We start from the raw sequence: 25,316 nt of genomic DNA on the forward strand, positions 1-25,316 counted from the left end.
GGCCGGGGAGGGGTCAGCCTCCCAGGAACAGTCTCCCGACCTCCGGATCTTCCAGCAGTACGTCGCCTCTGTCCGCCATGGCCAGCTCGCCGGAGACCAGGACGTAGCCGATGTCGGCGAACTCCAGCCCTTTCTTGGCGTTCTGTTCGACCATGATGATGGTCTTGCCTTCGCCCTTCTGCAGGTCCTCAAGAATCTCGAAAACCATGTCGATAAAGCGCGGCTCCAGGCCGATGGAGGGCTCGTCGACGAGCAGTACGTCCGGGTCCATCACCAGGGCGCGGGAGATCTCCAGCAGGCGCCGCTCGCCGCCGGAGAGGACCTTCGCGGGGTGGCGGCGCCGTTCGGCCAGGCGTGAGTACTTCTCGAAAATCTGCTCGGCCTTCTCCTTGGCCTGTTGCGGCTTGTCCATCAGATAGCCGCCCATCCAAAGGTTCTCCTCCACCGTCATTCCGGGAAAGACCGACTTGTCCTGCAGAATATAGGCGACCCCGGCCGAACGCAGCTTGTCCTTGGGGGACAGCTTGGTCACGTCCTTGCCGTTGACCTTCACCGTGCCGGAAAAGATGTTGGTGAAACCGAAGATCGAGTGCAGCACCGTCGACTTGCCGGCGCCGTTGGGCCCGATGAGGCAGAGCGACTGGCCTTTGCCGACCTGCAGATTGAAGTCGTGAAGAATCTGCATCTTGCCGTAGCCGGCGCGCAGCTTTTCTATGGTGACGAAACCGTCCGTCCCCGCCAACTCGGCCAGCCGGCTGGGTGGAATGCCCTCCTTGGCCAACTGGGACGCCTGGCGGTTGACGTCCTCGACGGAGATGACGGTTTCGACGCCGCCCCGGCCATAGCCGCGGATCGGTTGCTTGTCTTGGCTATGATCGCTCATCAGTGCGCCCCCAGGTAGGCGTCGATGACGCGCTGATCGTTCTGGATCTCGTCAGGATTGCCCTCGGCGAGCATCTCTCCATGGGCGAGACAGTAGATGTGTTCGGCCAGGTTCATGATCACCCGCATGTTGTGCTCGATGACCAGCAGGGTGATGCCGAACTCTTCATTGGCCCGCTTCAGGCGGTCGATTAGCCCGTTGATCAGCGTCGGGTTGATGCCCGCCGTCGGCTCGTCGAGCAGCAAGACCTTGGGATCGTTCATCAGCGCCATGGCGAACTCCAGCAGTTTCTGCTGTCCGAAGGAGAGGTCGCCGGACATGAGATGGCGTTTCTGGTAAAGGCCGACGAACTCCAGCAGGGCTTCCGCCTTGTCCTTCTGTTCGCCGGAGTAGCCCCTGAACATGTCGACGAATCCCTGGTTGCGATGGGGCACCGAGATCAACATGTTCCGCACACAGTCCATCTTGCCGTAGATACGGGTCTGCTGGAAGGTGCGGAGCAGGCCCAGGCGGGCGATCTCCGGCACCTTGAGATCGGAAATCTCCTGGCCCTCGAACTTGATGGAGCCCTGGTCGACCGGGTGATAGCCGACGATCGAATTGAACAGTGTGGTCTTGCCGGAGCCGTTGGGCCCGATTAGTCCCGTGATCTTGCCCTCCGTGACCGAAATGGAAATGTCGTGATTGGCGCGGACGCCGCCGAACGACTTCGAGACATTCTCGACTCTGATCAATTCCGCGTTCATCGTCCGGCCTCCGTGGTCCCGCCGCCGGAATCGGACAGGCGCTGGTCGACCGTGATGCCGAAGCGCTCGGGCCATTTGCGCTGCATCCAGCCCATGATGCCTTCTTGGAAGAACACCACGTTGACGACGATCAGCAAGCCCAAGGCCACCCATTGCCAGCCCAGCAGATAGGTCCATGTGACTTCCTTGACGACGTGGAACAGGGTGGCGCCGATCACCGGACCCCACAAGGTGCCCTTGCCGCCCAGCAGCGCCATGACGACCATGAAGATGCCGAAGGTGGCGGCTGGGAAGGCGACTTCCAGGGGTTCCACGAAGCCCGTCAGGTTGCCGAAGATCGCTCCCGACATGCCGAGGAAGAATGCCGCGGCGGACCATGCCACCAGTTTGTGGCGCAGCGTATGGATGCCCATCGCCTCGGCCTTTTCCTCATCGTCGCGGATCGCGTTGACCGCCAGCCCGAAGCGGGTGGAATAGAGCCAACGCACGAAGACGAAGGTGAGCGCCGCCAGCACGAAGAACAGAATGTAGAAGATCACCGATCTTTCGTGCGGCTGGCCCGGATAGACGGGCATGGCGATGCCGCTGCCGCCGCCTATCCATTCCCATGTGCCGACCAGCTCGCGCGCCGAGAGGGCGATGCCGAGCGTGCCGATGGCGAAGTAGGGGCCGCGCAGGCCGAAGACGATACGCCCCAGCACGATGGCGAAAAAGGCGCAACCGATGGCGGCGGCGCCGGTGCCGGCGGCGAGGCTGAGAAAGTAATCGAAGTAGTCCAACTGCAGCTGTTCGCCGCCGCGGGCGGAAGTATAGGCCCCCACGTCGGTGAACATACCCACCTGCACGACCGCGCAGATGTACATGCCGGCGCCGAAGAAGAAGATGTTTCCGAGAGAGTTGTACCCCATCTGTCCGCCGGCGATGTCCCAGGTCAGGGCGAAGAGGATCATCAGCCAGAGAAACGCGATCTGTGTCGTATAGGCGGGGAACACGAAGGGAGCCAGCAGGGCCGCGGCGGCGATCACCGCATAGACGTACCAAGGGGTGGTGTCGCGGTTGATCTCGATCCTGCTGGAATGGCTGCCCAAGGCGGCTCCCGCGTCGGGAGCGCCTGTGCCGGAAGGAAGTGTGTTGTCGCTGGTCATGGCTTATTGCACCACCTGTCTGTGCCGCGCCATCTGGACTTGCCGCCAAATCAGAACCAGCAGCAGCAGGATGAGCGGCGTCGCCTGTTGGAACTCGGCGCCGAGCACGAAGCCCGAATACTGCTCGGCCACACCCAGGCCGAGACCGGTGACGATCACGCCGGGAATGTTCCCCAGGCCTGCCGCGGTCACGATGACGAAAGCGCGAATGGAGTGAGGGATGCCGTAGAAAGGCTGAATCACCCAGATCATCGAGACAAGCACGCCCGCGGCGCCGCAGATCGCGGCGTTGAGTGCGTAGGTGAAGGCGTAGACCCGCTCGGTGTCGATCCCCATGATCTTCGCCGCGCGGGGATCCTGCGCCGTGGCGCGAATCGCTTGGCCCATGCGGCTGGTCTTCATGAAGGTGATGACCGCGGCGGCCAGCCCGATGCTGAGCACGAAGGAGACGATCTTGATCTCCGCCACCGTCACCAGACCGCCGAACAGAGCGTGGGAGGTGAAGCCGGATTCCGCGGTACGCACCTCCGGACCGTAGGCCAGGTTCAGGGCCTGCTGCACCACAAGGGCGATGCCGAAGGTGGCGAGCAGCGAGGTGAAGAGGTCGCGGGATATCACGTAGCGGATGATCGCCAGGTACACCGCCCAGCCGAAGGCGAACATGATCGCGAAAACGATCGGGATGGAGGCGATGGGGTGGATGCCAAAGGTGCTGAGATGCCAGGCGAAGTATCCGCCCATGATCACGAACTCGCCTTGGGCGAGGTTCTTGACGTTCATCACGCCCCAGACAAGTGCCAGGCCGTAGGCCGCGAGCACGAAGATTGCGCCGACGAAGAGTCCGTCCAGCAGCAATTGGATGTTGAGCGCCGGTGCGAGCGCCAACAGGTCGAGATTGTCGAACATAACTGTCCTTCGCCCGAGATTGCCCGAAGGCAGTAGAAGCTAAAACCCCCGCCCGAATGGTTTCGGGCGGGGGTAGTCGGGCGAACCCTCAGTACATGGCCTCGCGCGGCCACACCAAGGAATCGGAGGCGTACTTGGACGGAGCGACAACCTTGTACTCGCCGCCCTGAATCTGCCGCAGCACCATCGGCTTTGCGAGGTTGTTGCCGGCTTCGGAGAACTTGATCGGACCGTAGAAGGTCTCCGTGTCCGTCGCCGCGATGGCGTCGCGCACCTTGTCCGTCTCGAATGCATTGGCGGCTTCGAAGGCCTCCTTCCAGACGATCACGGCGGCGGAAGCCTGAGCCGCTTGGTAGGGCACGTTCGAGTAGCCTTCGAAGGTCGACTTGAAGAGCTTGTCGTAGTCGGCCGCGGAACCGAAGTAGCCGTCGGAGTAGCTCAGCGTTTCGGCCCACTGGGTCGGGCAGAGATAGCCGTCGGCGGCGGCACCGAACTGCTGGACGATCTTGGCGCCTTCGCAGTGGGTCATGGCGACCATCGGCACCTGGACCTGAAGCTCCTGCATCTGACGGGCCGCGGTGACGGCGCCCTTGTTGTGGCCGGAGATGACCAGCAGGTCGGGCTTCAGGGCCTTGACCTTCGTCAGCGTCGCGGAGATGTCGGACAGGTCGGCCGGCATCTTGTCGTCGATGACGGTCTTCATGCCGAACTTCTTCATGTCCTCGACCACGCCAGCGCGCACGTCGAGGGAGAAGGCGTCGTTCTCGAAGACCATCGCGACGCGGACGTCGGCGGGGTTCTTGCCGTTCTTCTCGGCGATCTCCGCCGCGAGGCCGACCGCGCTGGCGAGATACTGCTCGGAGGTCGACAGCACCGCGAAGAGGTACTTGTAGCCCTTGTTGAAAAGGGCGCGCGAGGCGCCTTCGGCCTCGATCATCGGCACCTGGTACTTCTCGGTCACCGGCGCGGCGGCGATGGTGGTCGCCGAGCTGTAGGGGCCGAGGATGTACTGCACGCCGTCCTGCTCGATCAGGCGTTCCAGGAGCTGCGCGGTACGGGCCGGGGTCGATTCGTCGTCATAGTACTGGATCTTGAGCTTGTAGCTCTTGCCGCCGACCTTGACGCCGCCCATCTCGTTGATCTTCTTGACCGCGAGATCGTAGCCGTTCTGGGTGTCGATACCGTTGGAGGAATACTTGCCGGTCAGCGAGATCGCCGATCCGAGGATGATGGTGTCGCCGTCGACCTTGGCGCTGGCGGGCCCCGCGGCGATCATGCCGGCGGCGGCACCTGCCAGAACGAGACCGGAAAAGGTCCGGGCTCCAATGCTATTCCAAGCCTTTACAGGCGTATTGATGGATTTCATAGATGGCCTCCCTTAGTCCAAGTGGATTTTCCACTTAGTTCATTTCTGCAACTTCAACGGTGCAGTTGGCATGAATAATAGAGGGGTGGCGTTCGGACGCAAGTCCTGCAAGTCACCGGTCCTCTGGACGGCAGGAATTACGGCGTCGAATCCGTAAGTTCGCCAGGTCGGCGGGCGGGCGCGGGGCGGCGGGCTTCAGGCGAATGGCAGCGCCGAAAAGGCCGCGAATCCGGCGAATCGCCGGGAGTCCGCGAAGATCGAGGTTTCGCCGGCCCGCTCGCCGGAACGGTGGACGGTAGCGGCCTTGGGGTTGCCTATCGCTAGGGGCGCGCTTGCCTGTGGGGCTGGCGGCGGCCGCTGCCGTTGCGGCACCACTCTTAGGCGATGATGCGTCTAAGAATGAACCTTAGATTGTTCTACCGCTTACCCCTGGCGGCTGGACCGCGTTACAGGAACAAGGCGATCGCATAGGCGATGAGCAGCACGGCGATCCACAAAGCGGCGGCGCCGATCGCCCAGTCGCGGGCCAGCAGACCGTCGCGGGCGCTTTCCGCCACGTCCTCTCCGACCGGCTTCGGGGCGAGCAGGGAGCGGGTCGGCGGACGCAGCAATCCGCGCAGGTCGCGCAGCCGTGCGTCCAGCCAAGACCGCAGGGCGCCGAGGAGGGCGTAGCCGGCCGCCCCGGCCTTGGCGAAGAGAACCCGCCAGAACCAGTCGAAGTCCAGGCTGATGGTGAGCGTGCGGCGCATCAGCGGCAACAGCAGGAAGAACGCCAGTCCGGAGAACAGCAGCAACTGCAGGTAATAGACGACCTTGGCGGGTTTATAGGCCTCATAGGCCACCGGGTAGGGCAACAGGTCGTAGAGCGGTTGCGGGTAGACTCCCAGCAGGATGCAGAGCGCCGAGAAGATCACCATGGCGAGCCCCATGTTCCAGGGCGCGTCCTTGGGGCGCAGGCCGGAATCCTTCTGGAAGAAGACGAACCAGGGGAACTTGATGCCGGCATGCAGGAAGACGCCGGCGGAAGCGGCGGCGAGCAGCATGTAGACCAGCCCGAGATGCTCCATGGCCGCCGCTTCTGAGATCATGGTCTTGGTGGTGAACCCGGAGGTCAGCGGAAAGCCGGAGATCGCCAGCGCCCCGATGATGCCGCAGATCGCCGTCAGGGGCATGGTGCGGAAAAGGCCGCCGACGTCGGTACAGAGGTGCTTGCCGGTGCGGTAGACCACCGTACCGGCGCTCATCAGCAGCAGGGCCTTGTAGATGATGTGGGCGAAGGCGTGGGCGGCCGCGCCGTTCAGCGCCATCTCGGTGCCGATGCCGATGGCGGTCACCATGAAGCCCACCTGGTTGACGATCGAGTAGGCGAGGATGCGCCGCACGTTGTTTTCCAGCAGGGCGTAGATGATGCCGTACATGACCATGTAGAGGCCGACGCCGATCAGCACCGGCTCGCCCGGGAACAGTAGGATCAGCGCCAGCACCGCGGTCTTGGTGGTGAAGGCCGAGAGGAAGACCGAGCCTGTGGGGCTCGCTTCGGGATAGGCGTCGGCCAGCCAGGCGGAGACCGGCGGGGCGGCTGCGTTGACCAGGAGGCCGATCAGCACCATCCAGGTTGCGGGATCGACCGCGCGCAGCGGCTGAACCGCCACAGAGCCGCTCTGCACGATGACGCCGACGATGCCCACCATCAGGATCACGCCGCCGACCAGGTGCATCACCGCGTAGCGGAAGCCGGCCCGGCGCGCCGCCGGAGTGCCGCCGCAGAGCACCACCAGGGTGGAGAACAGCGCCATGATCTCCCAATAGACGAACAGGGTGACGAGGTCTCCGGCGAAGCTGCAGCCGATGGCGCCGGCGGCATAGGCATGGGCCGCGGCCAGTTCCTGCCAGCGGGCCTGGCGGAAGGCGAAGAGGCCGCCGGTGAAGGCCATGAGAGCGAAGATGGTGGCGAACAGCCGGCGCAGCGGGCTGCCGGCCAGCGGTGTGAGCTGATAGTCGAGGAAAGGCAGGCTCGTGACCGCGCCGTCGGGAACCTGCCAGATGGCCCAGAGCGTCAACAGCGGTGCGGCGAGGATCACGAGGCTGCGCAGATGACCGCGCGCCAGGCCGACCAGCAGGGCGCCGAAGAAAAGGATGAAGGCGGGCGACAGTCCTTCAATCATCGCCGCCGCCTCCGCCGTAGTAGTCCTGCGGGCGCTTCAAGATGAAACCCAGGCCCTTGGCGACCAGCACCATGGCAAGGCAGGAGAGGAAGCCATAGGCAGCGCCGAAACCGAACCAGCCGTCGATGCCGAAATGCCCGTCGCTGCCCGAGGCGAACTGGAGGGCGACGGCGATCAGCAGGATCACGATGAAGACCTTCCAGAGCAGCCGGATGGTCTCGGGCCGCGCCAGCCAGTGGTCGTCTTTGGGGTTCGTCATGACTGTCTCCCCCTCGTGGTGGTCGCCGGCATCAGGGCATACCCATGGGAATCTCGCTGGCGAGCCTGACCGCCGGCTGATGGAAGAAGAAGAAGGCGATGGTCAGGCCAGCCGTGATGGTGAGCGCCAGGACGGCCGGGAAGGGTGCCTCGCCGTGTTCCTTCTTGATTGACGATGTCGCCGCGGCGCCGGCACTGCCGGGAGAGGCTTCCTCGCGGGCGAACCAGGCAAGGACGATGATCGGCAGGAAATAGGCGGCGTTCAGAGCGGTGCTGAGCACGACGGTCGCCATGGCGGCATAGTTGTCGGCCTCGTAGGCGCCGGCCAGGAGATACCATTTGGAAATGAACCCGCCGGTCGGCGGCACGCCGATCATGCTCAAGGCGCCGATAGTGAAGGCGGCCATGGTCCAGGGCATGCGCCGGCCGATGCCGCGCAGTTGGTGAACCTCCGTCTTCTTCGAGGCGGTGTAGATCGCGCCGGCGGCGAAGAACAGGGTGATCTTGGCAAAGGCATGGGCGGCGATGTGCAGCACGGCGCCGACTTCGGCCAGCGGTTTGAAGAGCGCCGCGGCCAGGACCACGTAGGAGAGCTGCGAGCAGGTCGAATAGGCCAGCAGCCGTTTCAGGTTCTGCTGGCGCAGGGCGACGAGGCTGGCGGCCAGGATGGTGAAGGCGGCGGCATAGAGCAGCCAGTCGGCGCTGGGGGCCGCGGCCAGGAAGTCGACCCCGAAAACGTAGAAGACGACCTTCAGGATGGTGAAGACGCCGGCCTTCACCACGGCGACGGCATGCAGCAGGGCGCTGACCGGCGTCGGCGCGACCATGGCGGCCGGTAGCCAGCGGTGTACCGGCATCAGCGCGGCCTTGCCGATGCCGAAGACAAAGAGTCCGAGCAGCAGACCGACGGCCGGGCCGCTGATCTTGCCGGCCAAGATGCCTCCGTCGGCGAAGTCGCCGGTGCCCGCGACGCCATAGGTCCAGATGACGGCCGGCAGCAGGAGACCGATGGACGTCAAAAGGAGGATGCCGAGATAGACACGGGCCGAGCGGACGGAGTTCTCGTCGCCCTTGTGCGTCACCAGCGGGTAGGTCGAGAGGGTCAGGGCTTCGTAGAACAGGTAGAGCGTGAAGAGGTTCGACGCAAAGGCGACCCCCATGGCGGCGACGATGGCGAGCGCGAAGAAGGCGTAGAAGCGGGTCTGATGCTTCTCGTTGTTGCCGCGCATGTAGCCGATGGAGTAGAGCGAATTCACGATCCACAGCCCCGAGGCGATGGTCGCAAAGAGCATGCCCAGCGGTTCGACCTTGAACGCGATGTCGATGCCCGGGACCAGGGTGGCGAGGTGGACCGCGGGGCGGGCGCCGGCCAGCACCTCGGGCAACAGGCTCAAGACGTTGGCGGCCAGCAGGACCGCGGTTACCAGCGTCACGGCCTCGCGCAGGTTGGCACTGAAGCGCCCCGCCAGCAGGATGCCGAGGGTTCCGATCGCGGGCAGGAGCAGCGCGGCGATGATGGAGGCTTCGGGGCTCATGCGAGAGGACTCATGGGGGCGGGCCTCATGGCAGTGACTGCAGCAGGGACGCCGCCGCTGCCTGTGAGAGTTGGACCGGCAGCCCGGGCTGCAGGCCGAAGTAGATGTTGGCGAGCACTGCGGCCCAGGTCGCGGCCAGCAGCATCGGCGGCGCCTCGCGCTGATCCGCCACAGCCTGCTGCGGGGCCCGGAAATAGGCCGCTTCCACGACGCGCCAGACATAGACAACGGCCATCAGCGAGCCGAGCAGCACCACGGCCACGAGGACGATTCCCAGGCTGCCCTCCGCCAGCGCGGCGGAGATCAGCAGCCACTTGCTGACGAATCCCGCGGTGCCGGGCAGGCCGATAAGGCTGAGGCCGGCGAGGACGAAGGCGGCCATGGTCCAAGGCATGCGCTTGGCAGCTCCGGCCAGTTGGTCGAGCCTCAGGCCCTGGTAGTGCATTCCCAGGCCGGCGACGGCGAGGAACAGGGCGCCCTTGGCGAGCGCATGGTTGAAGATGTGGATGATGCCGGCGGAGAGTCCGGCGGCGCTCAGCAGGCTCGTGCCCAGCATGATATAGCCGATCTGGGCGACGGACGAATAGGCCAGCAGGCGCTTCAGGTTGCGTTCCATCATCGCCACGCCCGAAGCCAGCACGATGGCGAGCAGGGCCAGCGGCATGAGAAAACGCGAGAACTGCAGGTCGTGGTCGGTGAGGTTGCCTTGGAAGACCAGGAAGTCGAAGCGCAGCATCACGTAGATCTGCACCTTGGTCGCACAGGCCGCGAGGAATACCGTGACGATGTGCGGCGCATAGGTGTAGGCGTTGGGCAGCCAGGCGTGCAGTGGGAGGACCGCCGCCTTCAAGGCCAGGCCGACGATGATGAAGCCGCCCGCGGCCAGGATCGGCCGCTGGTCCGCGACCTCGCTGATGCGCTGCGCCATGTCCGCGAGGTTCAGCGTCCCGGTCATCATGTAGATCAGCCCGACGCCGATCAGGTAGAACGTCGCCCCGATGGTTCCCATCACCAGGTACTTGAAGGTCGCCGCCAGGGCGCGCCGGTTCGGCCCGGCCGCGATCAGGACGTAGCTGGCGAGGGACGAGACTTCCATGAACACGAAGATGTTGAAGGCATCGGCCGACACGACGATGCCGCAGAGGCCCGCCAAGGCCAGCATCCAGGCGCCGTAGAACAGGGGTTGGCGCGCCTCGTCGATATCGCCGTCGAGACTGCGCCGTCCGGCGAAGAGGGCCAGCAGCGAGGCGCCGCTGACCACCAGCAGGGCGACGCTGGTGAGAGCGTCGACCCTGATCTCGATGCCGTAGGGGGCGGGCCAGCCGCCCACGGCATAGCGGTACTCGATCCCGGAAAGCACGCCGGCCGTCAGCATGACGGCGACGGCAAACGCCATGGCGCTGGCCGCGGTTGCCGCCGCCCAGGCCAGGCCGCGCGGGCGCAGCAGGATGATGAGGGGTGCCGAAAGCAGCGGCACCACAACCTGCAGCACCGCGAGGTGGTAGGCTTCGCTGCTCACTTCCGATCGAGCTCCCTGATTTCGTTCTCCTCGATCGAACCGTAGGCTTCCTTGATCCTCACGATGATGGCGAGGCCGAGAGCAAGGGTGGAGATGCCGACCACGATGGCCGTCAGGATCAGCACCGACGGCAGCGGATTGGAAAGCAGCTTGTCGGAAGCGTTCTCATGGAAGATCGGCGCCGTGCCGCCCTCGACGGGCCCCATGGAGATGTAGAGCAGGAACACGGCGGACTGGAACAGCGAGAGCCCGATGAGTTTCTTGACCAAGTTGAGCTTTGCGGTCACGGCGTAGAAGCCGATCATCAGCAGGATCGAGAAGACCCAGTAATTGTAGAGTTCGAGGGTTTCCATCATTTCGCTCCGCGCGCCGCGAAGGAATGGAAGATGCTGATCAGCACGCCCGTGACGGTGATGCCGACGCCGGCCTCGATGATCAGGATGCCGTAATGCTGGCCGTGCACCGGGTCATGGGCCAGCGCCGAGTAGTCCAGGAAGTTGCCGCCCAGCAGCATACAGGCCACGCCGGTCAGGCCGTAGAGCAGGGGGCCGGCTGCGATCATGAGCTTCAGCAGACCCGCCGGCAGGGCCAGGCGGGCCTGTTCCTCGCCTTCGAGCAGCGCGTAGAGCACGACGCTTGCGGCGACGATGACGCCGGCCTGGAAGCCGCCGCCCGGACTGAAATCGCCGTGGAACTGGACGTAGAGCGCGAACAGCAGGATGAAGGGGATCAGCAGACGGCCGACCACCCGCGGGATCTGGTAGTGACGCAGCCCGGCCTTGCCGGCGAAGGTCATGGCCGGCGACACCTTCGGCTGGCCGACCGGTGCCTTGCCGAGGAGAAAGAGCACGCCGATGCCCGCGGTGAAGACCACGAAGGTCTCACCCAGGGTGTCGTAGCCGCGAAAGCTCGCCAGGACTGCGGTCACCACGTTGGGCACGTCGATGTACTCGGGCGTCTTCTCAAGGTACCAGGGCGCGACGTGGAGTTGAGCCGGGGCGTTCGGATCGCCGAGACGCGGCATGTCGAAGGTGGCGTAGACCAGCAGCGCGGCGATGACCGTCACCACGCCGAGGGCGGCCAGGCGGCCCGCGGTGCCGGCCCGCTCGTGCTCTGCGGTCAGTGCCAGAGCGCCTAGGAACAGCACGGTGGAGATGCCGGCGCCGACGGCGGCCTCCGTCAGGGCGACGTCGGCGGCATCGAGCAGGAAGAAGACCATGGCGCTCAGCAGGCTGAAGATGCCCGAGAGCATGGCGGCGGCGAAAAGATTCTTCGTTTGCACGATCGCCAGCGCGGTGATCACCAGGAGCGTCAGCAGGAAGATGATGAAGAAGACGGTGAAGACGGTCATGAGCGCGGCTCTTGTCGCCACGGTTTGGCCAGTCCCGGATTGATGCCCGCCAGCAGGGCGGCGCTGGCAAGCGCGTTGGCGGAGGTCGGGCTGGTAAACAGCATGAAGATGAGAATCGCTGCCAGCTTCACCGCGTCCAGAGAGAAGCCGGCCTGCAGGACCAGGCCGCTGAGGACCAGCATCGCGCCCAGCGAATCCGTGACGCTGGCCGCGTGCATGCGGGTATAGAGGTCCGGCATGCGCAGGGCGCCGATTCCGCCGACCAGCACGAAAAACCCTCCGGCGGTGAGCAGCATCCAGCTGATAACGTCCACGGCCATGGCCATCGGGCTAGTCCCCCTTCTCTTCTTCGGCCAGGCGGCGCTGGGCGCGCACGCGGAAAAACTCCAGGACCGCCAGGGTGCCGATGAAGTTGATCAGGGCGTAGGTCAGCGCCAGGTCGAGAAAATCCGGCCGGCCGATGAAGAATGCGGCCACCGCCAGCAGCAGCACGGTCTTGGTGCCGAGCATGTTGACCGCCAGGACACGGTCGTAAACGCTGGGGCCGAGCAGCGCGCGCGCCAGGGCGAGGGCCATGGTAGCGAGGATGGCGACGATCACGGCGTAGTAAAGCATCAACGCTCCCCCAGCTTTGCGACCCGCCGATCCATCTCACCCGACATCAGGTCGTCGGCGCCTTGCTGGGTCAGGGCGTGGACTTTCAATTCGCCGTGGTACAGGTCGAGGGTCAGGGTTCCCGGGGTCAAGGTGATGGAGTTCGCAAAAATCACCTGGCCGATGGGGCCGGGTGCGCTGGCCTTCAGTTCAATGTAGCGGGCGCTGATCGGCAGGCGTGGGTCCAGCACCACTTTGGCGACCGCCAGGCTGGACTTCACGATCTCCTTGATGAGCCAACACCAGTAGGCCAAAAGCCGCAGACTGATGGTGAGGGCGAAGATTTCCCTGTCGAAATAGCCCATGCGCCAGACGACGATCAACGTCGCCAGACAGGAAAAGGCGCCAAGTCCGAGCAACAAGGGTTCGGTATGGCCCGACCACAGCAGCCAGGCAGCCACCAGAAAGCCGAGCAGCACCAGCACCCCGCGCGATATGGCGGCGGGACTCTTCATGGGACCGGCAGCGTCCGTGTCCGCTCTTTCAGGGTGAGGATTCTCACTCAGCCCGCAGCTCCCCGAGACTTAATCCTTGTCTTATCCCTGCCTTGGGATTCCCCTCTTAGGCGGAACGAGCCTACTGACCGAGCCGCGCCGGTCAAGACAAACCGGCGCAAAACCAACCGATTCCGCCTCGGCGGCGGCGGCGGCCGCCGGGCCGGTCTGGCAGCTCGACCAATTGCCGCCCAGCAGGTGAGAATCCGGTCTGCCGTGTGGACCTCAGGCGGGGGCGGGAACCAGGGCCGCGGCCCGAACGCTTTGGCGTCCGGCGAATCGTCGGCCGCGCTCGCGCGAGGCTTGCGCGGCGCGGGGCGATGGGGCATCGCTTACCGCGGGACACTCTATTAGAGTCCCCCGCAGAAAAACACTTTCGCGCAGCAGGAGAGGCGCCGTGGCCGCCCAGCCGAGCAATCCCAGGCCCATCATCATCGACACCGATCCCGGTCAGGACGATGCCATCGCCATCCTCCTGGCGCTGGCGTCGGAGGAGTTCCACCTTCTGGGCATTACCGTGGTGGCGGGTAACGTACCCCTGGCGTTGACGGAGCAGAACGCCCGCAAGGTCTGCGAACTGGCCGGCCGGCGCGAGGTTAAGGTCTTCGCCGGTTGCGCCCGCCCCTTGGTGCGCCCGCTGGTGACCGCGGAAAACGTGCACGGCAAGACCGGCCTCGACGGCCCGGACCTTCCGGCCCCGGCGATGCCGCTGCAGGAGCGTCACGCCGTGGACTGGATCGTCGATACGCTGCGCGAGGCGCCGGCCGGCACGATCACGCTCTGTACCCTGGGGCCGCTCACCAACATCGCGACGGCGTTGATCAAGGCGCCGGACATCGCCCCGCGGATCGCCGAGATCGTCATGATGGGCGGCGGCTTCTTCGAGGGCGGCAATACCACGCCGGCCGCCGAGTTCAACGTCTATGTCGATCCGCACGCCGCCCAGGTCGTCTTTACTTCCGGCGTCAAGTTGACGATGCATCCGCTTGATGTGACGCATAAAGCCTTGATGTCCAAGGCCTGGATCGACTCGCTGCGCGCGCTCGGCACCCGCACCGGCGCCGCCGCCGCGGCAATGCTGGACTTCTACGAGCGCTTCGATATGGAGAAGTATGGCGAGGCGGGCGGCCCACTGCACGATCCCTGCGTGCTGGCCTACCTGCTGAAGCCCGAACTCTTCGGCGGGAAAGACTGCAGCGTTCAGGTCGAGACGGGATCCGAGCTGACGATGGGGATGACGGTGGTCGATTGGTGGAACGTCACCCCGGCGCCGCCCAACTGCAGGGTGATAAACCAGATCGACGCCGCCGGCTTCTACGACCTGATCGGCGAGCGGCTGGCGCGCCTGCCTTAGCGCATTCGGCGCATGCGGCCCCGCTTCATCGGCAGCGAGATCTACCGCCGCTCCACCTACGGCGGCCGGCACCCGCTGGCGATTCCCAGGGTCTCGACCTGTATCGATCTTTGCCGCGTCCTGGGCTGGCTGCCCCCCGCGGCCGATCCGGGCGATGTCTATATCGACAGCCCCCGCGCCTCGGCGGCGGAGTTGGCGCGTTTCCATGCGCCGGCCTATATCGACGCCGTGCGGCGCGCCGAGGCGGCGCAAGACCTGCCGAAAGAAGAGCAGGCGCGTTTCAACCTGGGGCGCAACGGCAATCCGATCTATCCGGAGATCTTCCGCCGCCCCGCCACCGCCTGCGGCGCCTCGATCCTGGCCGGGCGCGCCTTGGCCGCGGCTGCGGGCACGATCTACAGCCCGGCGAGCGGCACCCATCATGGCCGCCCGGACCGGGCCAGCGGCTTCTGCTACTTCAACGACCCGGTGCTGGCCATCCTCGCCTTGCTGGATGGCGGCCTGGAGCGGGTGTTCTACCTGGATGTCGATGCGCACCATGGCGACGGCGTGCAGGACGCCTTTCACGACGACCCCCGGGTTTTCACTCTCTCCATCCACGAGAACGCGCGCTGGCCCATGGGGCAGGCGGATCGGACGCAGGGGGGCGGGACGCTCGATGACCGCGCGGGCGGGCAAGCGCGCAACCTGCCGGTGCCGCAGGATTTCAACGACAGCGAGCTGGACTTCCTCATGCAGGCTGCGGTCCTGCCGCTGATCGAAGACTTCGCTCCCCAGGCCGTGGTCCTGCAATGCGGTGCCGATGCCTTGGCCGAAGATCCTTTGAGCAGGCTCGCCCTGTCCAACGGCGCCCTGTGGCGGGCCGTGGCAGAGGTCATGAGGCAAACCCCGCGTCTGTTCGTGACCGGGGGCGGGGGCTATAACCCCTGGTCGGTGGGCCGCGCCTGGGCCGGCGTCTGGGCGACCCTTAATGGCTTCGAGGTGCCCGACCGCCTGCCGCGGGAAGCCGAGGCGGTGCTGCGCGCCCTGGAATGGCGCCACAGCCGGGGCCGCAATCCTCCGGAGGCCTGGTTCACCACCCTGGCCGACCCGCCGCGGCCGGGACCGCTGCGCCCGGAGATCCGGCAGATGGCCACCGCCGTGCTGGCGCCGTAAGCGGCGCTCAGGTGGCTCTGGACGCGCCGGGAAGCTGCCGCTACATCTAAGCGCATGAAACAGTTCTTATCCCTGCTGGTTTTGCTTGCCGCCGCTGCCTTGCCGGTGCCGCCAGCTGTGGCGCAATCCGGTTCGCTGGTCGTTTTCGGGACCGGCGAACTCACCATCGAAACCGCTGCCGGCGCAAACCACACATTTCAGGTGGAGATCGCCGAGACCACGCCTCAGCGTGCCCAGGGGCTGATGTTCCGGCGGCAGATGGCCGCGGACGCCGGCATGCTGTTTCTTTTCGAGGGCGGCTTGCGGGAACGGGCGATGTGGATGAAGAACACGCTTATCCCATTGGACATGCTGTTCATCGATGAGGCGGGGGAGATTCTGCGCATCGAGCAGCGCACGGTGCCGCATTCCTTGCGGGCGATCAGATCGGGGCAGCCTGCGGCTGCTGTGCTGGAACTCAACGCCGGGACGACGTCACGTCTTGCGATCGAACCCGGCGACCGGGTGATCCATCCAGCATTCAACTAAAGTAAAGTTCCCGGGAACTCTCTAACAACCGTCTAGGAGACGTTCACGTCTCGAGGAACCTGAGTGCATCGACCTCAGCAAAGGGTCCTCTTGTCCGGCTCGCGCCGGTATCGCTCAACTGTAACCGGGCTGCTTCTTAGGCTTCCGGATCGAGGGCGACTTGCTCCATCGCACGCCAGCCTTCGCCGGCCGCGACCAGGCAGCTCATGCCCTGCGGGGTCGTCACGATAATCGACCAGGTGGTGCCGTTGCCGGTGCTGAGCACCTCGACCAGGCCACCGTTGTGGGTGACGCCGAGGGCCACAGGCTGTTCCTTGTACTTCTGCTGCAGAACCTGCAGTACGGAGTCTCGCTGATCACACTGAGGCTGCGCCATCGCTGCGCTGGTGCTAACGAGGGCGAGTCCAGCGCCGAGCGCTAAAATCTTCCACATGATAAGCCTCATCGTTTGTTCCACGGTCAGCGAAACCTTTTCGCCGATGTAAAGAGTCTTTCATGTGCGAATGAAGATGCTGTTAACACCTGCTTAAGCATGAGTTAACGGCGTGGGACAAATCCCGCCTGCGGAGCATGGATCGTGCACTTGAAGGTCTGCGCGAACACGCCGCTTCGGACAGGACGCAGTGAACTAACGCTTTGAGGAGATGCGGACTTTGCGACTTGCGGGAAGAGGCCGCGGCGGCGCGGGCGTGCGCGCACGAAAGCGTTACCAAGCCGCAGGGGAAAATATTACCAGCCGCAAATATGTGCGCTGTCGCGCGGCAATTCGGGAAGGGCGCGCGCTAAGAACCGCCGTCGGCATTGCCGCTATCCGTGAGGGCGAAACCGTGGGTACGGATGCGCGCCGGGAACACACGAAAAGGTGGCCGCGACGCCTGCGCGGCGTTTCGGCTGCTACAGCAGTTTGCCCTCGAAGGGATGCTTGCCGTCGCGCTCCTCGATCTCCACGACCCAGACGTCCGGGTCGCGCTTGACCGCCCGTTCGATGTAGGCATCGGCATCGGCTTCCGTCACCAGCTCACCGCCCAGCGCCGGCATCCAGGCGATGGCGCCCTCCATGTCGCGGGTCTGGTTCAGCAGCTTCACGCCCCGGTCGAGCTGGTTGATCTTCAAGATCAGCGTGCCGCTGTTCTTCTCGCCGCGGTGAACCACCGTGGCCGGGATCCCGTCGACGATGCAACGCTTGATGTGCGCCTTGATCCACAGTTCCGCGGGCAGGCGATCATCCATATCGGGAAAGACCCGGGGCGCCGTACATCAGCTCTGCTCTTTCGTCTTGAGGAAACGCAGGTCCGGATGGTCTTCGGCGGCACGGTCCAGGTGCCAGGCGTTGCGCGCCAGAAAGACCGGAGCGCCGGTGTGGTCGGTGCCGATGGCGCCCTGATTGGTGTCGAGGAAGCGCTTCAGCTTCTGCGGGTCGTCCGCCTCCACCCAGCGTGCGGTGTGCAGCGCCGTCGGCTCGAAGCGCACCGGCACTTCGTACTCCGTGCGGATGCGGTCGGCCAGCACGTCGAACTGCAGCGGGCCGACCACGCCGACGATCCAGTCGGCGCCGATGTTCGGCTTGATGACCCGCGCGGCGCCTTCCTCGGCCAACTGCTGCAGGGCGCGGCCCAGGTGCTTGGCGCGCAGCGGGTCGACCGGACGCACCGCCTGCAGGTGCTCCGGCGCGAAGGAGGGGATGCCGGTGAACTTCAGATCCTCGCCCTCGGTCAGGGCGTCGCCGATACCCAGGTTGCCGTGGTTGGGAATGCCGATGATGTCGCCCGGCCAGGCTTCCTCGGCCAGTTCGCGGTCGCGCGCCAGGAACAGCACCGGGTTGTGCACGTTGATGACCTTGCCGCTGCGCGAATGCTTCAGCTTGCTGCCGCGCTTGAAGTGGCCGGAGCAGAGCCGTAAGAAGGCGATGCGGTCGCGGTGGTTGGGATCCATGTTCGCCTGGATCTTGAAGACGAAGCCGCTGATCTTGTCCTCGGTCGGCGCCACCTCGCGACCCTGGGTCGGCTGCGGGCGCGGCGGCGGCGCCATGTCGGCGACGCCCTGCAGCAGCTCGCGCACCCCGAAGTTGTTCAGCGCCGAGCCGAAGTAGACCGGCGTCATGTGGCCTTCCAGGTAGGACTGCATGTCGAAGGCGGGGCAGAGCTCGCGCACCATCTCCACGTCCTCGCGCAGCTTGGCGACGGCGTCCGCGGGCAGCAGTTCGTCCAGCTTGGGATCGTCGATGCCGTTGCAGGACTCGCCCTCGGCGCCCATCTTGTCGCGGCTGCGCTCGACCAGCAGCAGGCGGTCGTGCAGCAGGTCGTAGCAGCCCAGGAAGGAGCGTCCCATGCCGATGGGCCAGGAGGCCGGCGAGACGTCCAGGGCCAGGCGCTGCTCCACCTCGTCCAGCAGTTCGAAGGGATCGCGGCTCTCGCGGTCCAGCTTGTTGACGAAGGTGATGATCGGCATGTCGCGCAGGCGGCAGACCTCGAAGAGCTTCAGGGTCTGCGCCTCGATGCCTTTGGCCGCGTCCAGCACCATGACCGCCGAGTCCACGGCCGTCAGGGTGCGGTAGGTGTCTTCGGAGAAGTCTTCGTGGCCCGGCGTGTCCAGCAGGTTGAAGGTCTTGCCGGCGTAGTCGTAGGTCATGACCGAGGAGGCGACGGAAATGCCGCGCTCGCGCTCCACCTTCATCCAGTCGGAATGGGCGCGCCGCTGCTCGCCGCGCGCCTTCACCGCGCCGGCCATCTGGATCGCGCCGCCGAACAGCAGCAGCTTCTCGGTCAGCGTGGTCTTGCCCGCGTCCGGGTGGGAGATGATCGCAAAGGTGCGCCGCCGGGCGACGGCTTCTGAAAGACTGGTCATGCTCTAGTGGGTCAAGGGGGCGGTCTGGTGGCGCTCTCGGGGCCTGAACTGTCGGGAAAATGGGGCTTTTGCGCCGGTTTTACAAGCGTTTCCCGGTGTTTCGGTCGGCAGGAACTGACCCGGCAGCCCGCCGCGGGCTGGTTTTGCGCCCCGGCTGCCCCAATTGTCCTACTGGCAGCGGCTCGGGCGCCTGTGTTAGCCCTGCCAAACCACTGGCAACAAGGGTAGATTCGATGGCTTCGCTGACTTCCTGGTCCCCCCACGTCCTCAGCCTGCTGCGCGTCGCCTCCGGTGCCGCCTTTTTGGCGCACGGCACCATGAAGTTGCTGAACTTCCCACCGGGCTATTCGCCGGAGCTGATGTCGATGCCCGGCGCGGCCGGAGTCGTCGAGCTGGTTGGCGGCGGCCTCCTGGTGCTGGGGCTCTTCACCCGCCCGGCGGCCTTCATCTGCTCCGGCACCATGGCCGCCGCTTATTTCGTGGCCCACGCCCCTAAGAGCTTCTTCCCGGTGCTGAACGGCGGCGACGCGGCGCTGCTCTATTGCTTCGTCTTCCTCTACCTGGTCTTCGCCGGCCCCGGCCCCTGGTCCCTGGACGCCATCGTCAGGAAGAAAGGGTAGGCGCGCGCAATTCCGCCAGCCCGCGCTTCTGCCGCCCCTCGCCGTCGAAGTTCGCAGGGTCCAGCCAGGCCTGGAAGGCGGCCCTGGCCGCCGGCCATTCGCTGTCCAGGATCGAGAACCAGGCGCTGTCGCGGTTGCGGCCCTTGGAGACGACGGCCTGGCGGAAGATGCCCTCGAAGGTGAAGCCCAGGCGCAGCGCCGCGCGGCGTGAGCCCTCGTTGAGGGCGTTGCACTTCCATTCGTAGCGGCGGTAGTCCAGCTCGTCGAAAACGCGGGCCATCATCAGAGCCATGGCTTCCGTCGCGGCGGGGCTGCGCTGCAGGGCGGGACTGTAGTTGATGTGCCCGACCTCGATGACGCCCTGGGCCGGCGTGATCCGCAGATAGCTGGCGACGCCGAGGGCCTTGCCCGTTTCCAGGTCGACGATGGCATGGAACAGCGGGTCGTCGCCCCGGCAGGCGTTGTCCATCCAGGCTTGGTAGTCCTCCAGCGCCGCGAAGGGGCCGTAGGGCAGGTAGGTCCAGTTGCGGCCCTCGGCATCGGCGCTGTTGGCGGCGAAGAGGTCGGCGGCGTGGCGCGCGGCCTCCAGCGGTTCCACCCGGCAGAAGCGGCCTTCCATGGCCGTTCGCGGGGGCAGGGGGCGGGCCGTCCATCCCGGCACGGGGGCGCCGACGGGCTGGCCCAGGGCATTGGTCTCGTAGGGGGTGTCGAGGGGATCGTAGATATCGGTCGTCATGGCAGTCCGGACAAGGGAGGAACAAGGTACTCCCTCTTGGCGCCGGGTGGACTGCAGCGCAAGGGCCATATCGGGATTTTGGAGGGAGCCACTTCGAAAGGTCCCCTCCAACCCCGGGTTCGCCCCCGGATTTCCCTAGAGCGTCATCACGATACGTCCGTCGATGGTGTTGGCGCGCATGCGATCGAAGATGCTGTTGATGTTGTCCAGTGGCTCGGTGGTGTAGTGCACCTTCACCTTGCCTTCGCCGGCGAACTGCAGGCATTCGGCCAGATCCATGCGGGTGCCGACGATGGAGCCGCGGATCGTCTTGCGCTCCAGCACGGTGTCGAAGATATCCAGATCGAAGGAGCCCGGCGGCAGGCCGACCAGGGACATGGTGCCACGCTTGCCCAGCATGCCGTGGGCCTGGCTGAAGGCCTGGCGCGAGACGGCGGTGACCAGCACGCCCTCGGCGCCGCCGCACAGCTTCTTCACTTCCGCGACCGGATCAGTCTCCCGCGCGTTGACCGCGGCATCGGCGCCAACATCCTTGGCGAGCTTCAACTTCTCGGGCGTGATGTCGACCGCGATAACGTGCAGACCCATCGCCTTGGCGTACTGCACGGCCAGATGGCCGAGGCCACCGATGCCGGAGATCACCACGGTATCGCCAGGCTTCGTGTCTGTCTCCTTCAGTCCCTTGTAGACCGTGACGCCGGCGCAGAGGATCGGCGCGGCGGGTGCGAAGTCCAGCCCGTCGGGCAGATGGCCGACGTAGCCGGGATCGGCCAGTACGTATTCGGCAAAACCGCCGTTCACGGTATAGCCGGTCATTTGCTGGTCGTCGCACAGGGTTTCCCAGCTGGAGAGGCAGTGCTTGCAGTGACCGCAGGCGGTATGCAGCCAGGGCACGCCGACGCGGTCTCCTTCCTTCACGGAGGTGACGTTGTTACCGACTGCGGCAACCGTGCCGACACCCTCATGACCCGGAATGAAAGGCGGGCTGGGCTTCGCCGGCCAGTCGCCATCGGCGGCATGTAGGTCCGTGTGGCAAACGCCACAGGCGGCTACCTTTACCAGGATCTGCCCGGGGGTGACCTCCGGGACCGGTACCTCTTCGATGCTCAGCGGCTTCTTAAACTCGCGGACGACAGCCGCCCTCATGGATTTGCCCATTGTCCTGCTCCCAAACTGCAGTGGAAAAGCACTCGGAGAATCAATCAGCTTCTTTCAGTTCCATGGGCTTTAGACCAGACCTATGCGTCTCTCTACGGCGCTTCAAGTGTCAAGTGAGCGGTTTGCCTTAGATTGCGGCAGCCGCCTTGCCGCGGCGGGGCCTGGAGCCTATGGTGAGGGTGTCTCAACGGGGTGCCCCAAATGGGCTGAGAGTTCGGCGCAGACCGGACAACCCGATGAACCTGACCCGGGTAATGCCGGCGGAGGGATTTGAGCGACAGGCCTTCACCAGACCCGCGTTTCTCAAAGCCAGCCGCCCCATAAGAGCTATGGAGCGACCGATGCGCTTTTCGACCTTCCTCTTCGCCGCCGCGATCACGGCTGCCGCTCTGCCGGTTGCCCAAACGGCCGGGGCGGCGGAGCAGACTCTCACCGTCTATACCTATGACGCCTTCACCTCCGACTGGGGGCCGGGCCCGGCCATCAAGGAGGCCTTCGAGGCCGAGTGCGACTGCGCCCTGGAGTTCGTGGCGCTGGACTCCTCCATCGGCGTCCTCAGCCGCCTGCGCCTGGAAGGGGAGAACAACAAGGCCGACATCGTGCTCGGCCTCGACCTCAACATCCTGGCCGAGGCGCGCGACAGCGGTCTGCTGGCGCCGCACGGCGTGGCAACGGATCCTCTGGCGCTGCCGGTGGCCTGGGACGACGATACCTTCCTGCCCTTCGACTACGGCTATTTCGCCTTCGTCTACGACACCGAGAGCCTGGACAGCCCGCCCAAGAGCCTGGAGGAACTGGTCGAGGCGCCGGACGACCTGAAGATCATCCTGGAGGACCCGCGCACCTCGACGCCGGGGCTGGGCCTGCTGCTCTGGGTGCGTGCGGTCTACGGTGATGAGGCGCCGGCGGCCTGGGCCAAGCTGGCCAGGAAGACCGTCACCACCACCAAGGGCTGGAGCGAGGCCTACGGCCTGTTCCTCGAAGGCGAGGCGCCGATGGTGTTGAGCTACACCACCTCGCCGGCCTATCACATGATCGCCGAGGACGAGCAGCGCTATCAGGCGGCGGCCTTCGCCGAGGGGCACTACATGCAGGTCGAGGTGGCGGCGATGACGAAGTCGACGGACACGCCCGAACTGGCGCGCCGCTTCCTGCAGTTCATGCTGAGCCCCGGTTTCCAGAAGAACATCCCGACGGCGCAGTGGATGTATCCGGCGACCGATCTGCCGGAGGGCCTGCCGCCGGCCTATGACAAGCTGGTCGATCCGGCCAAGCCGCTGCTCTTCACGGCGGAGGAGGTGGCGGCCAACCGCAAGGCCTGGGTCGAGGAGTGGCTGCAGGCCGTCAGCCAGTAGCCCGCTTCCGGTCTGCCTGTTATGCCCTGGTGGCTGCCCGCCGGCATCGCGCTCGCCCTGGTGGCGGCGGTGGTGGGCGGCGCGCTCATGGCGCTCGCTCTCGCCGCGCCGGGGCTCGACCTCGCCGGCAACCTGGGGGACGCCTACCTCTGGCGCGTGGTGCGCTTCACCCTGTTCCAGGCGACGCTCTCGACCCTGCTCTCCGTCGCCCTGGCGGTGCCCGTGGCCCGCGCCCTGGCGCGGCGGCGCTTTCCCGGGCGCGGCTTGCTGCTGCGGCTCTTCAGCCTCTCCCTGGTGATCCCCACCATCGTCGCCATCTTCGGCATCGCCGCCGTGCATGGGCGCACCGGTTGGGTGAACGACGCCGCCGAGTTGCTGGGCCTCGGGCGGGCGCACTACCTCTACGGCCTGACCGGCATTCTCATCGGTCATGTCTTCTTCAACATGCCCTTCGTCGCGCGCATCCTGCTGCAGGCCATTGAAGCGGTGCCGCCGGAGACCTGGCGCGTCGCCAGCCAGTACGGCCTGCGCTCGCGCGACATCTTCCGCCTCATCGAGTGGCCGGCCATGCGCACGGTGCTGCCGGGCGCGGCGGGCCTGGTCTTCATGCTTTGCTTCACCTCCTTCGCCGTGGTGCTGACGCTGGGCGGCGGTCCCAAGGCGACGACCCTGGAGGTCGCGGTCTACCAGGCGCTGCGCTTCGACTTCGACCTCGGCCGCGCCGTCGCCCTGGCGCTGGTGCAGCTCGGCCTCTGCGGGGCCATCGTCTTGGCGGTCCTGCAGCTCGCGGTGCCGGGCAACATGACGCTCACCGAGGGACGGATCTACGAACGCCCGGACCGTGGCGGGCGCCTGGGTCTTGCCGTCGACACGCTCGCCGTGATCGTCACCCTCGCGCTGGTGGTGCTGCCGCTCGCCGCCGTCGCCGTCGCCGGCTTCAACCCCAGGACCTTCGGCGTGCTGTCCGACCCGCGCTTGTGGCGCGCCGTCGGGCAGTCGCTCGCGATCGCGCTCTCGGCGGGCGTCATCGCCCTGCTGCTGGGCGGCGCCGTCCTGGTCTCCAGCCGCATCCTGCGCCACCGCCTCGGGCGGCCCGGCGCCGCGGGGCGGCTGGAGCTTTGCGCCTCGCTGATCCTCGTGGTGCCGCCTTTCGTGCTGGCCACCGGCCTCTTCGTGCTGCTGCGCCCGGTGGCCGATGTCTTCGCCCTGGGCATGCCGCTGGTCGTGCTGGTCAACGCGCTGATGGCGCTGCCCTTCGTGGTGCGTTTCCTCGGCGGGCCGATGATGGAGGAGGCACAGCGCCACGACCGGCTGTGCCAGAGCCTCGGCATCGGCGGCTGGAACCGCCTGCGTCTCGTCGAGTGGCCGAACCTGCGGCGACCCGCATCCCTGGCCCTGGCGGTCGCGGCGACGCTCTCCCTCGGCGACCTGGGCGTCATCGCGCTGTTCGGCAGCCAGGACTTCGCCACCCTGCCGCTGCTGCTCTACCAAGCCATGGGCGGCTTCCGCATGGGCGAGGCGGCGGTTATCGCCGCCGTGCTCTCCCTGCTTTGCCTGGCGCTGTTCCTCGCCATCGAATGGGGCCTCGGCGGCCTGAAGAGGCATGCCCATGTCTGACTCCCCCATGCTTGAGGTGGAGGGACTGACCTTCCGTTACGACGACATGGAGATGGTCTTCGACCTCACCCTGGACCGGGGTGACTGCCTGGCCGTGCTGGGGCCGAGCGGCGCGGGCAAGTCGACGCTGTTGAGCCTCGTCGCCGGCTTCGACAAGCCGCTCGCCGGCCGGGTGCTGATCGGCGGCGAAGACGTCACCGACTGGAAGCCCGCGGCGCGCCCGGTCACCAGCCTGTTTCAGGAGCACAACCTCTTCGCCCACCTGAACGCCGGGGAGAACGTGGGTCTCGGGCTCGATCCGGGCCTACGCCTCGACGCGAGCCACCGGGCGGCGGTGCGCGAGGCTCTGGCGCGGGTCGGCCTGGAAGGCTTGGAGCAGCGCCGCCCGGCGCAGCTCTCCGGCGGCCAGCGCCAGCGGGTCGCCCTGGCGCGCAGCCTGGTGCGGGAAAAGCCGCTGTTGCTGCTGGACGAACCCTTCAGCGCCCTCGACCCCGGCCTGCGGCTGGAGATGCTGGATCTGGTACGCCAGCTCCAGCGGGAGCGGGGCCTGACCGTCGTGCTGGTCAGCCACAATCCGCACGACGCCCTCAGGGTCGCCGGCTCTGCCGCCTTCATACACGCCGGACGGGTATTGGCGGCCGGGGAAACCCGCTCCCTCCTGGAAGGGGTAGGGCCGCCGGAATTGCGGGCTTTCCTCGGTCCCAACCCCCTCTAGCGGGGCGCCCCCGGCCGTGAAGCGGGGCAAAAAGGCAAATCCCGACGCTTGCCCTACCGCTCCCCCCGGGGATGTTTTAGGTTTGCGGCGGAGGGAGCCTTCCGTGCGGCCGCAGCCGTTGCGCCGGTGAGCCCGGGGCTTGCGCCACGTAGGCGGCACTCCAGCGCAGAATATCCAGCCAAGTAAGGTGGAATGGGGACGGCACAAAGGAT

Annotated in this window: 26 protein-coding genes and 1 riboswitch; of the genes, 7 read left to right on the forward strand and 19 right to left on the reverse strand. The window is 66.0% G+C overall.

What is annotated here, in order from left to right; genetic code table 11:
- Positions 1-13 precede the first annotated feature (13 nt).
- From AAFN88_RS13655 to AAFN88_RS13720, 14 genes are all read right to left on the reverse strand, one after another.
- Complete coding sequence (locus tag AAFN88_RS13655) at positions 14-883, reverse strand: ABC transporter ATP-binding protein (RefSeq protein WP_347520867.1); 870 nt, start codon at positions 881-883, stop codon at positions 14-16.
- Complete coding sequence (locus AAFN88_RS13660) at positions 883-1,629, reverse strand: ABC transporter ATP-binding protein (protein WP_347520869.1); 747 nt, start codon at positions 1,627-1,629, stop codon at positions 883-885. The genes AAFN88_RS13655 and AAFN88_RS13660 overlap by 1 nt, the downstream gene beginning before the upstream one ends.
- Positions 1,626-2,774 (reverse strand): branched-chain amino acid ABC transporter permease, encoded by a 1,149-nt coding sequence (locus AAFN88_RS13665; protein WP_347520870.1) that lies wholly within the window; start codon positions 2,772-2,774, stop codon positions 1,626-1,628. The genes AAFN88_RS13660 and AAFN88_RS13665 overlap by 4 nt, the downstream gene beginning before the upstream one ends.
- A 3-nt stretch (positions 2,775-2,777) precedes the next feature.
- The gene (locus AAFN88_RS13670) at positions 2,778-3,680 is read right to left on the reverse strand and encodes a branched-chain amino acid ABC transporter permease (protein WP_347520871.1); all 903 of its coding nucleotides are present in this window, start codon (positions 3,678-3,680) and stop codon (positions 2,778-2,780) included.
- Positions 3,681-3,768: 88 nt separating this feature from the next.
- Positions 3,769-5,046, reverse strand: coding sequence for an amino acid ABC transporter substrate-binding protein (locus AAFN88_RS13675; RefSeq protein ID WP_347520872.1), 1,278 nt, complete (start codon positions 5,044-5,046; stop codon positions 3,769-3,771).
- 446 nt (positions 5,047-5,492) lie between these two features.
- On the reverse strand, positions 5,493-7,211 hold the full coding sequence (locus AAFN88_RS13680) for a Na(+)/H(+) antiporter subunit D (protein WP_347520873.1): 1,719 nt from the start codon (positions 7,209-7,211) through the stop codon (positions 5,493-5,495).
- Positions 7,204-7,470, reverse strand: coding sequence for a hypothetical protein (locus AAFN88_RS13685; RefSeq protein WP_347520875.1), 267 nt, complete (start codon positions 7,468-7,470; stop codon positions 7,204-7,206). Before AAFN88_RS13685 ends, AAFN88_RS13680 begins: the two co-directional genes overlap by 8 nt.
- A 31-nt stretch (positions 7,471-7,501) precedes the next feature.
- Positions 7,502-9,004 (reverse strand): proton-conducting transporter membrane subunit, encoded by a 1,503-nt coding sequence (locus AAFN88_RS13690; protein WP_347520876.1) that lies wholly within the window; start codon positions 9,002-9,004, stop codon positions 7,502-7,504.
- A 25-nt stretch (positions 9,005-9,029) separates the two neighbouring features.
- The gene (locus tag AAFN88_RS13695) at positions 9,030-10,523 is read right to left on the reverse strand and encodes a monovalent cation/H+ antiporter subunit D family protein (protein ID WP_347520877.1); all 1,494 of its coding nucleotides are present in this window, start codon (positions 10,521-10,523) and stop codon (positions 9,030-9,032) included.
- Entirely contained in the window at positions 10,520-10,876 is a 357-nt protein-coding gene (locus tag AAFN88_RS13700) for a cation:proton antiporter subunit C (protein WP_347520879.1), read from the reverse strand. The genes AAFN88_RS13695 and AAFN88_RS13700 overlap by 4 nt, the downstream gene beginning before the upstream one ends.
- Positions 10,876-11,874: a DUF4040 domain-containing protein gene (locus tag AAFN88_RS13705; protein WP_347520880.1), complete on the reverse strand. Its 999-nt coding sequence runs from the start codon at positions 11,872-11,874 to the stop codon at positions 10,876-10,878. Before AAFN88_RS13705 ends, AAFN88_RS13700 begins: the two co-directional genes overlap by 1 nt.
- Complete coding sequence (gene mnhG, locus AAFN88_RS13710; protein ID WP_347520881.1) at positions 11,871-12,200, reverse strand: monovalent cation/H(+) antiporter subunit G; 330 nt, start codon at positions 12,198-12,200, stop codon at positions 11,871-11,873. Before mnhG ends, AAFN88_RS13705 begins: the two co-directional genes overlap by 4 nt.
- Positions 12,201-12,204: 4 nt before the next feature.
- Positions 12,205-12,489: a monovalent cation/H+ antiporter complex subunit F gene (locus AAFN88_RS13715; RefSeq protein WP_347520882.1), complete on the reverse strand. Its 285-nt coding sequence runs from the start codon at positions 12,487-12,489 to the stop codon at positions 12,205-12,207.
- Positions 12,489-12,983 (reverse strand): Na+/H+ antiporter subunit E, encoded by a 495-nt coding sequence (locus AAFN88_RS13720; protein ID WP_347520883.1) that lies wholly within the window; start codon positions 12,981-12,983, stop codon positions 12,489-12,491. The genes AAFN88_RS13715 and AAFN88_RS13720 overlap by 1 nt, the downstream gene beginning before the upstream one ends.
- 436 nt (positions 12,984-13,419) lie before the next feature.
- On the opposite strand from AAFN88_RS13720, the gene AAFN88_RS13725 reads away from it, so the two are divergent.
- The 3 genes from AAFN88_RS13725 to AAFN88_RS13735 are packed head-to-tail and all read left to right on the forward strand — an operon-like array spanning position 13,420 to position 16,059.
- A complete protein-coding gene (locus tag AAFN88_RS13725) occupies positions 13,420-14,376 on the forward strand; it encodes a nucleoside hydrolase (protein WP_347520885.1) in 957 nt (318 codons plus the stop codon).
- A gap of 12 nt (positions 14,377-14,388) precedes the next feature.
- A complete protein-coding gene (locus tag AAFN88_RS13730; protein WP_347520887.1) occupies positions 14,389-15,531 on the forward strand; it encodes an acetoin utilization protein AcuC in 1,143 nt (380 codons plus the stop codon).
- Between the two features lie 54 nt (positions 15,532-15,585).
- Positions 15,586-16,059 carry a DUF192 domain-containing protein gene (locus AAFN88_RS13735; protein ID WP_347520888.1) on the forward strand — a complete coding sequence of 158 codons (474 nt, stop codon included), beginning with the start codon at positions 15,586-15,588 and terminating at the stop codon, positions 16,057-16,059.
- 136 nt (positions 16,060-16,195) lie between these two features.
- On the opposite strand, the gene AAFN88_RS13740 is transcribed toward AAFN88_RS13735, so the two are convergent.
- From AAFN88_RS13740 to AAFN88_RS13750, 3 genes are all read right to left on the reverse strand, one after another.
- Complete coding sequence (locus AAFN88_RS13740) at positions 16,196-16,435, reverse strand: hypothetical protein (RefSeq protein ID WP_227010797.1); 240 nt, start codon at positions 16,433-16,435, stop codon at positions 16,196-16,198.
- Positions 16,436-16,953: 518 nt separating this feature from the next.
- Entirely contained in the window at positions 16,954-17,289 is a 336-nt protein-coding gene (locus AAFN88_RS13745; RefSeq protein ID WP_347520889.1) for a DUF1491 family protein, read from the reverse strand.
- Positions 17,290-17,316: 27 nt separating this feature from the next.
- Entirely contained in the window at positions 17,317-18,903 is a 1,587-nt protein-coding gene (locus AAFN88_RS13750; protein WP_347520890.1) for a peptide chain release factor 3, read from the reverse strand.
- A 233-nt stretch (positions 18,904-19,136) separates the two neighbouring features.
- Between AAFN88_RS13750 and AAFN88_RS13755 the strand changes: the two genes are divergently transcribed.
- Positions 19,137-19,523: a DoxX family protein gene (locus AAFN88_RS13755; protein WP_347520891.1), complete on the forward strand. Its 387-nt coding sequence runs from the start codon at positions 19,137-19,139 to the stop codon at positions 19,521-19,523.
- Here the strand turns inward: AAFN88_RS13755 and AAFN88_RS13760 are convergent.
- Complete coding sequence (locus tag AAFN88_RS13760) at positions 19,507-20,259, reverse strand: GNAT family protein (RefSeq protein WP_347520892.1); 753 nt, start codon at positions 20,257-20,259, stop codon at positions 19,507-19,509. The two genes, AAFN88_RS13755 and AAFN88_RS13760, sit on opposite strands and share 17 nt — an antisense overlap.
- 135 nt (positions 20,260-20,394) lie before the next feature.
- Positions 20,395-21,417 carry an alcohol dehydrogenase AdhP gene (gene adhP, locus AAFN88_RS13765; RefSeq protein ID WP_347520893.1) on the reverse strand — a complete coding sequence of 341 codons (1,023 nt, stop codon included), beginning with the start codon at positions 21,415-21,417 and terminating at the stop codon, positions 20,395-20,397.
- A gap of 178 nt (positions 21,418-21,595) precedes the next feature.
- Positions 21,596-21,704, forward strand: a riboswitch (TPP riboswitch).
- Between the two features lie 54 nt (positions 21,705-21,758).
- Between adhP and thiB the strand changes: the two genes are divergently transcribed.
- The 3 genes from thiB to thiQ are packed head-to-tail and all read left to right on the forward strand — an operon-like array spanning position 21,759 to position 25,104.
- Positions 21,759-22,772 carry a thiamine ABC transporter substrate binding subunit gene (gene thiB / locus AAFN88_RS13770; RefSeq protein ID WP_347520894.1) on the forward strand — a complete coding sequence of 338 codons (1,014 nt, stop codon included), beginning with the start codon at positions 21,759-21,761 and terminating at the stop codon, positions 22,770-22,772.
- Between the two features lie 21 nt (positions 22,773-22,793).
- Positions 22,794-24,389, forward strand: coding sequence for a thiamine/thiamine pyrophosphate ABC transporter permease (gene thiP / locus AAFN88_RS13775; protein ID WP_347520895.1), 1,596 nt, complete (start codon positions 22,794-22,796; stop codon positions 24,387-24,389).
- The gene (gene thiQ / locus AAFN88_RS13780; protein ID WP_347520896.1) at positions 24,382-25,104 is read left to right on the forward strand and encodes a thiamine ABC transporter ATP-binding protein; all 723 of its coding nucleotides are present in this window, start codon (positions 24,382-24,384) and stop codon (positions 25,102-25,104) included. The genes thiP and thiQ overlap by 8 nt, the downstream gene beginning before the upstream one ends.
- Positions 25,105-25,316: the final 212 nt, after the last annotated feature.

This window comes from Pelagibius sp. CAU 1746, assembly GCF_039839785.1.
Classification (GTDB): Bacteria; Pseudomonadota; Alphaproteobacteria; order Kiloniellales; family Kiloniellaceae; genus Pelagibius.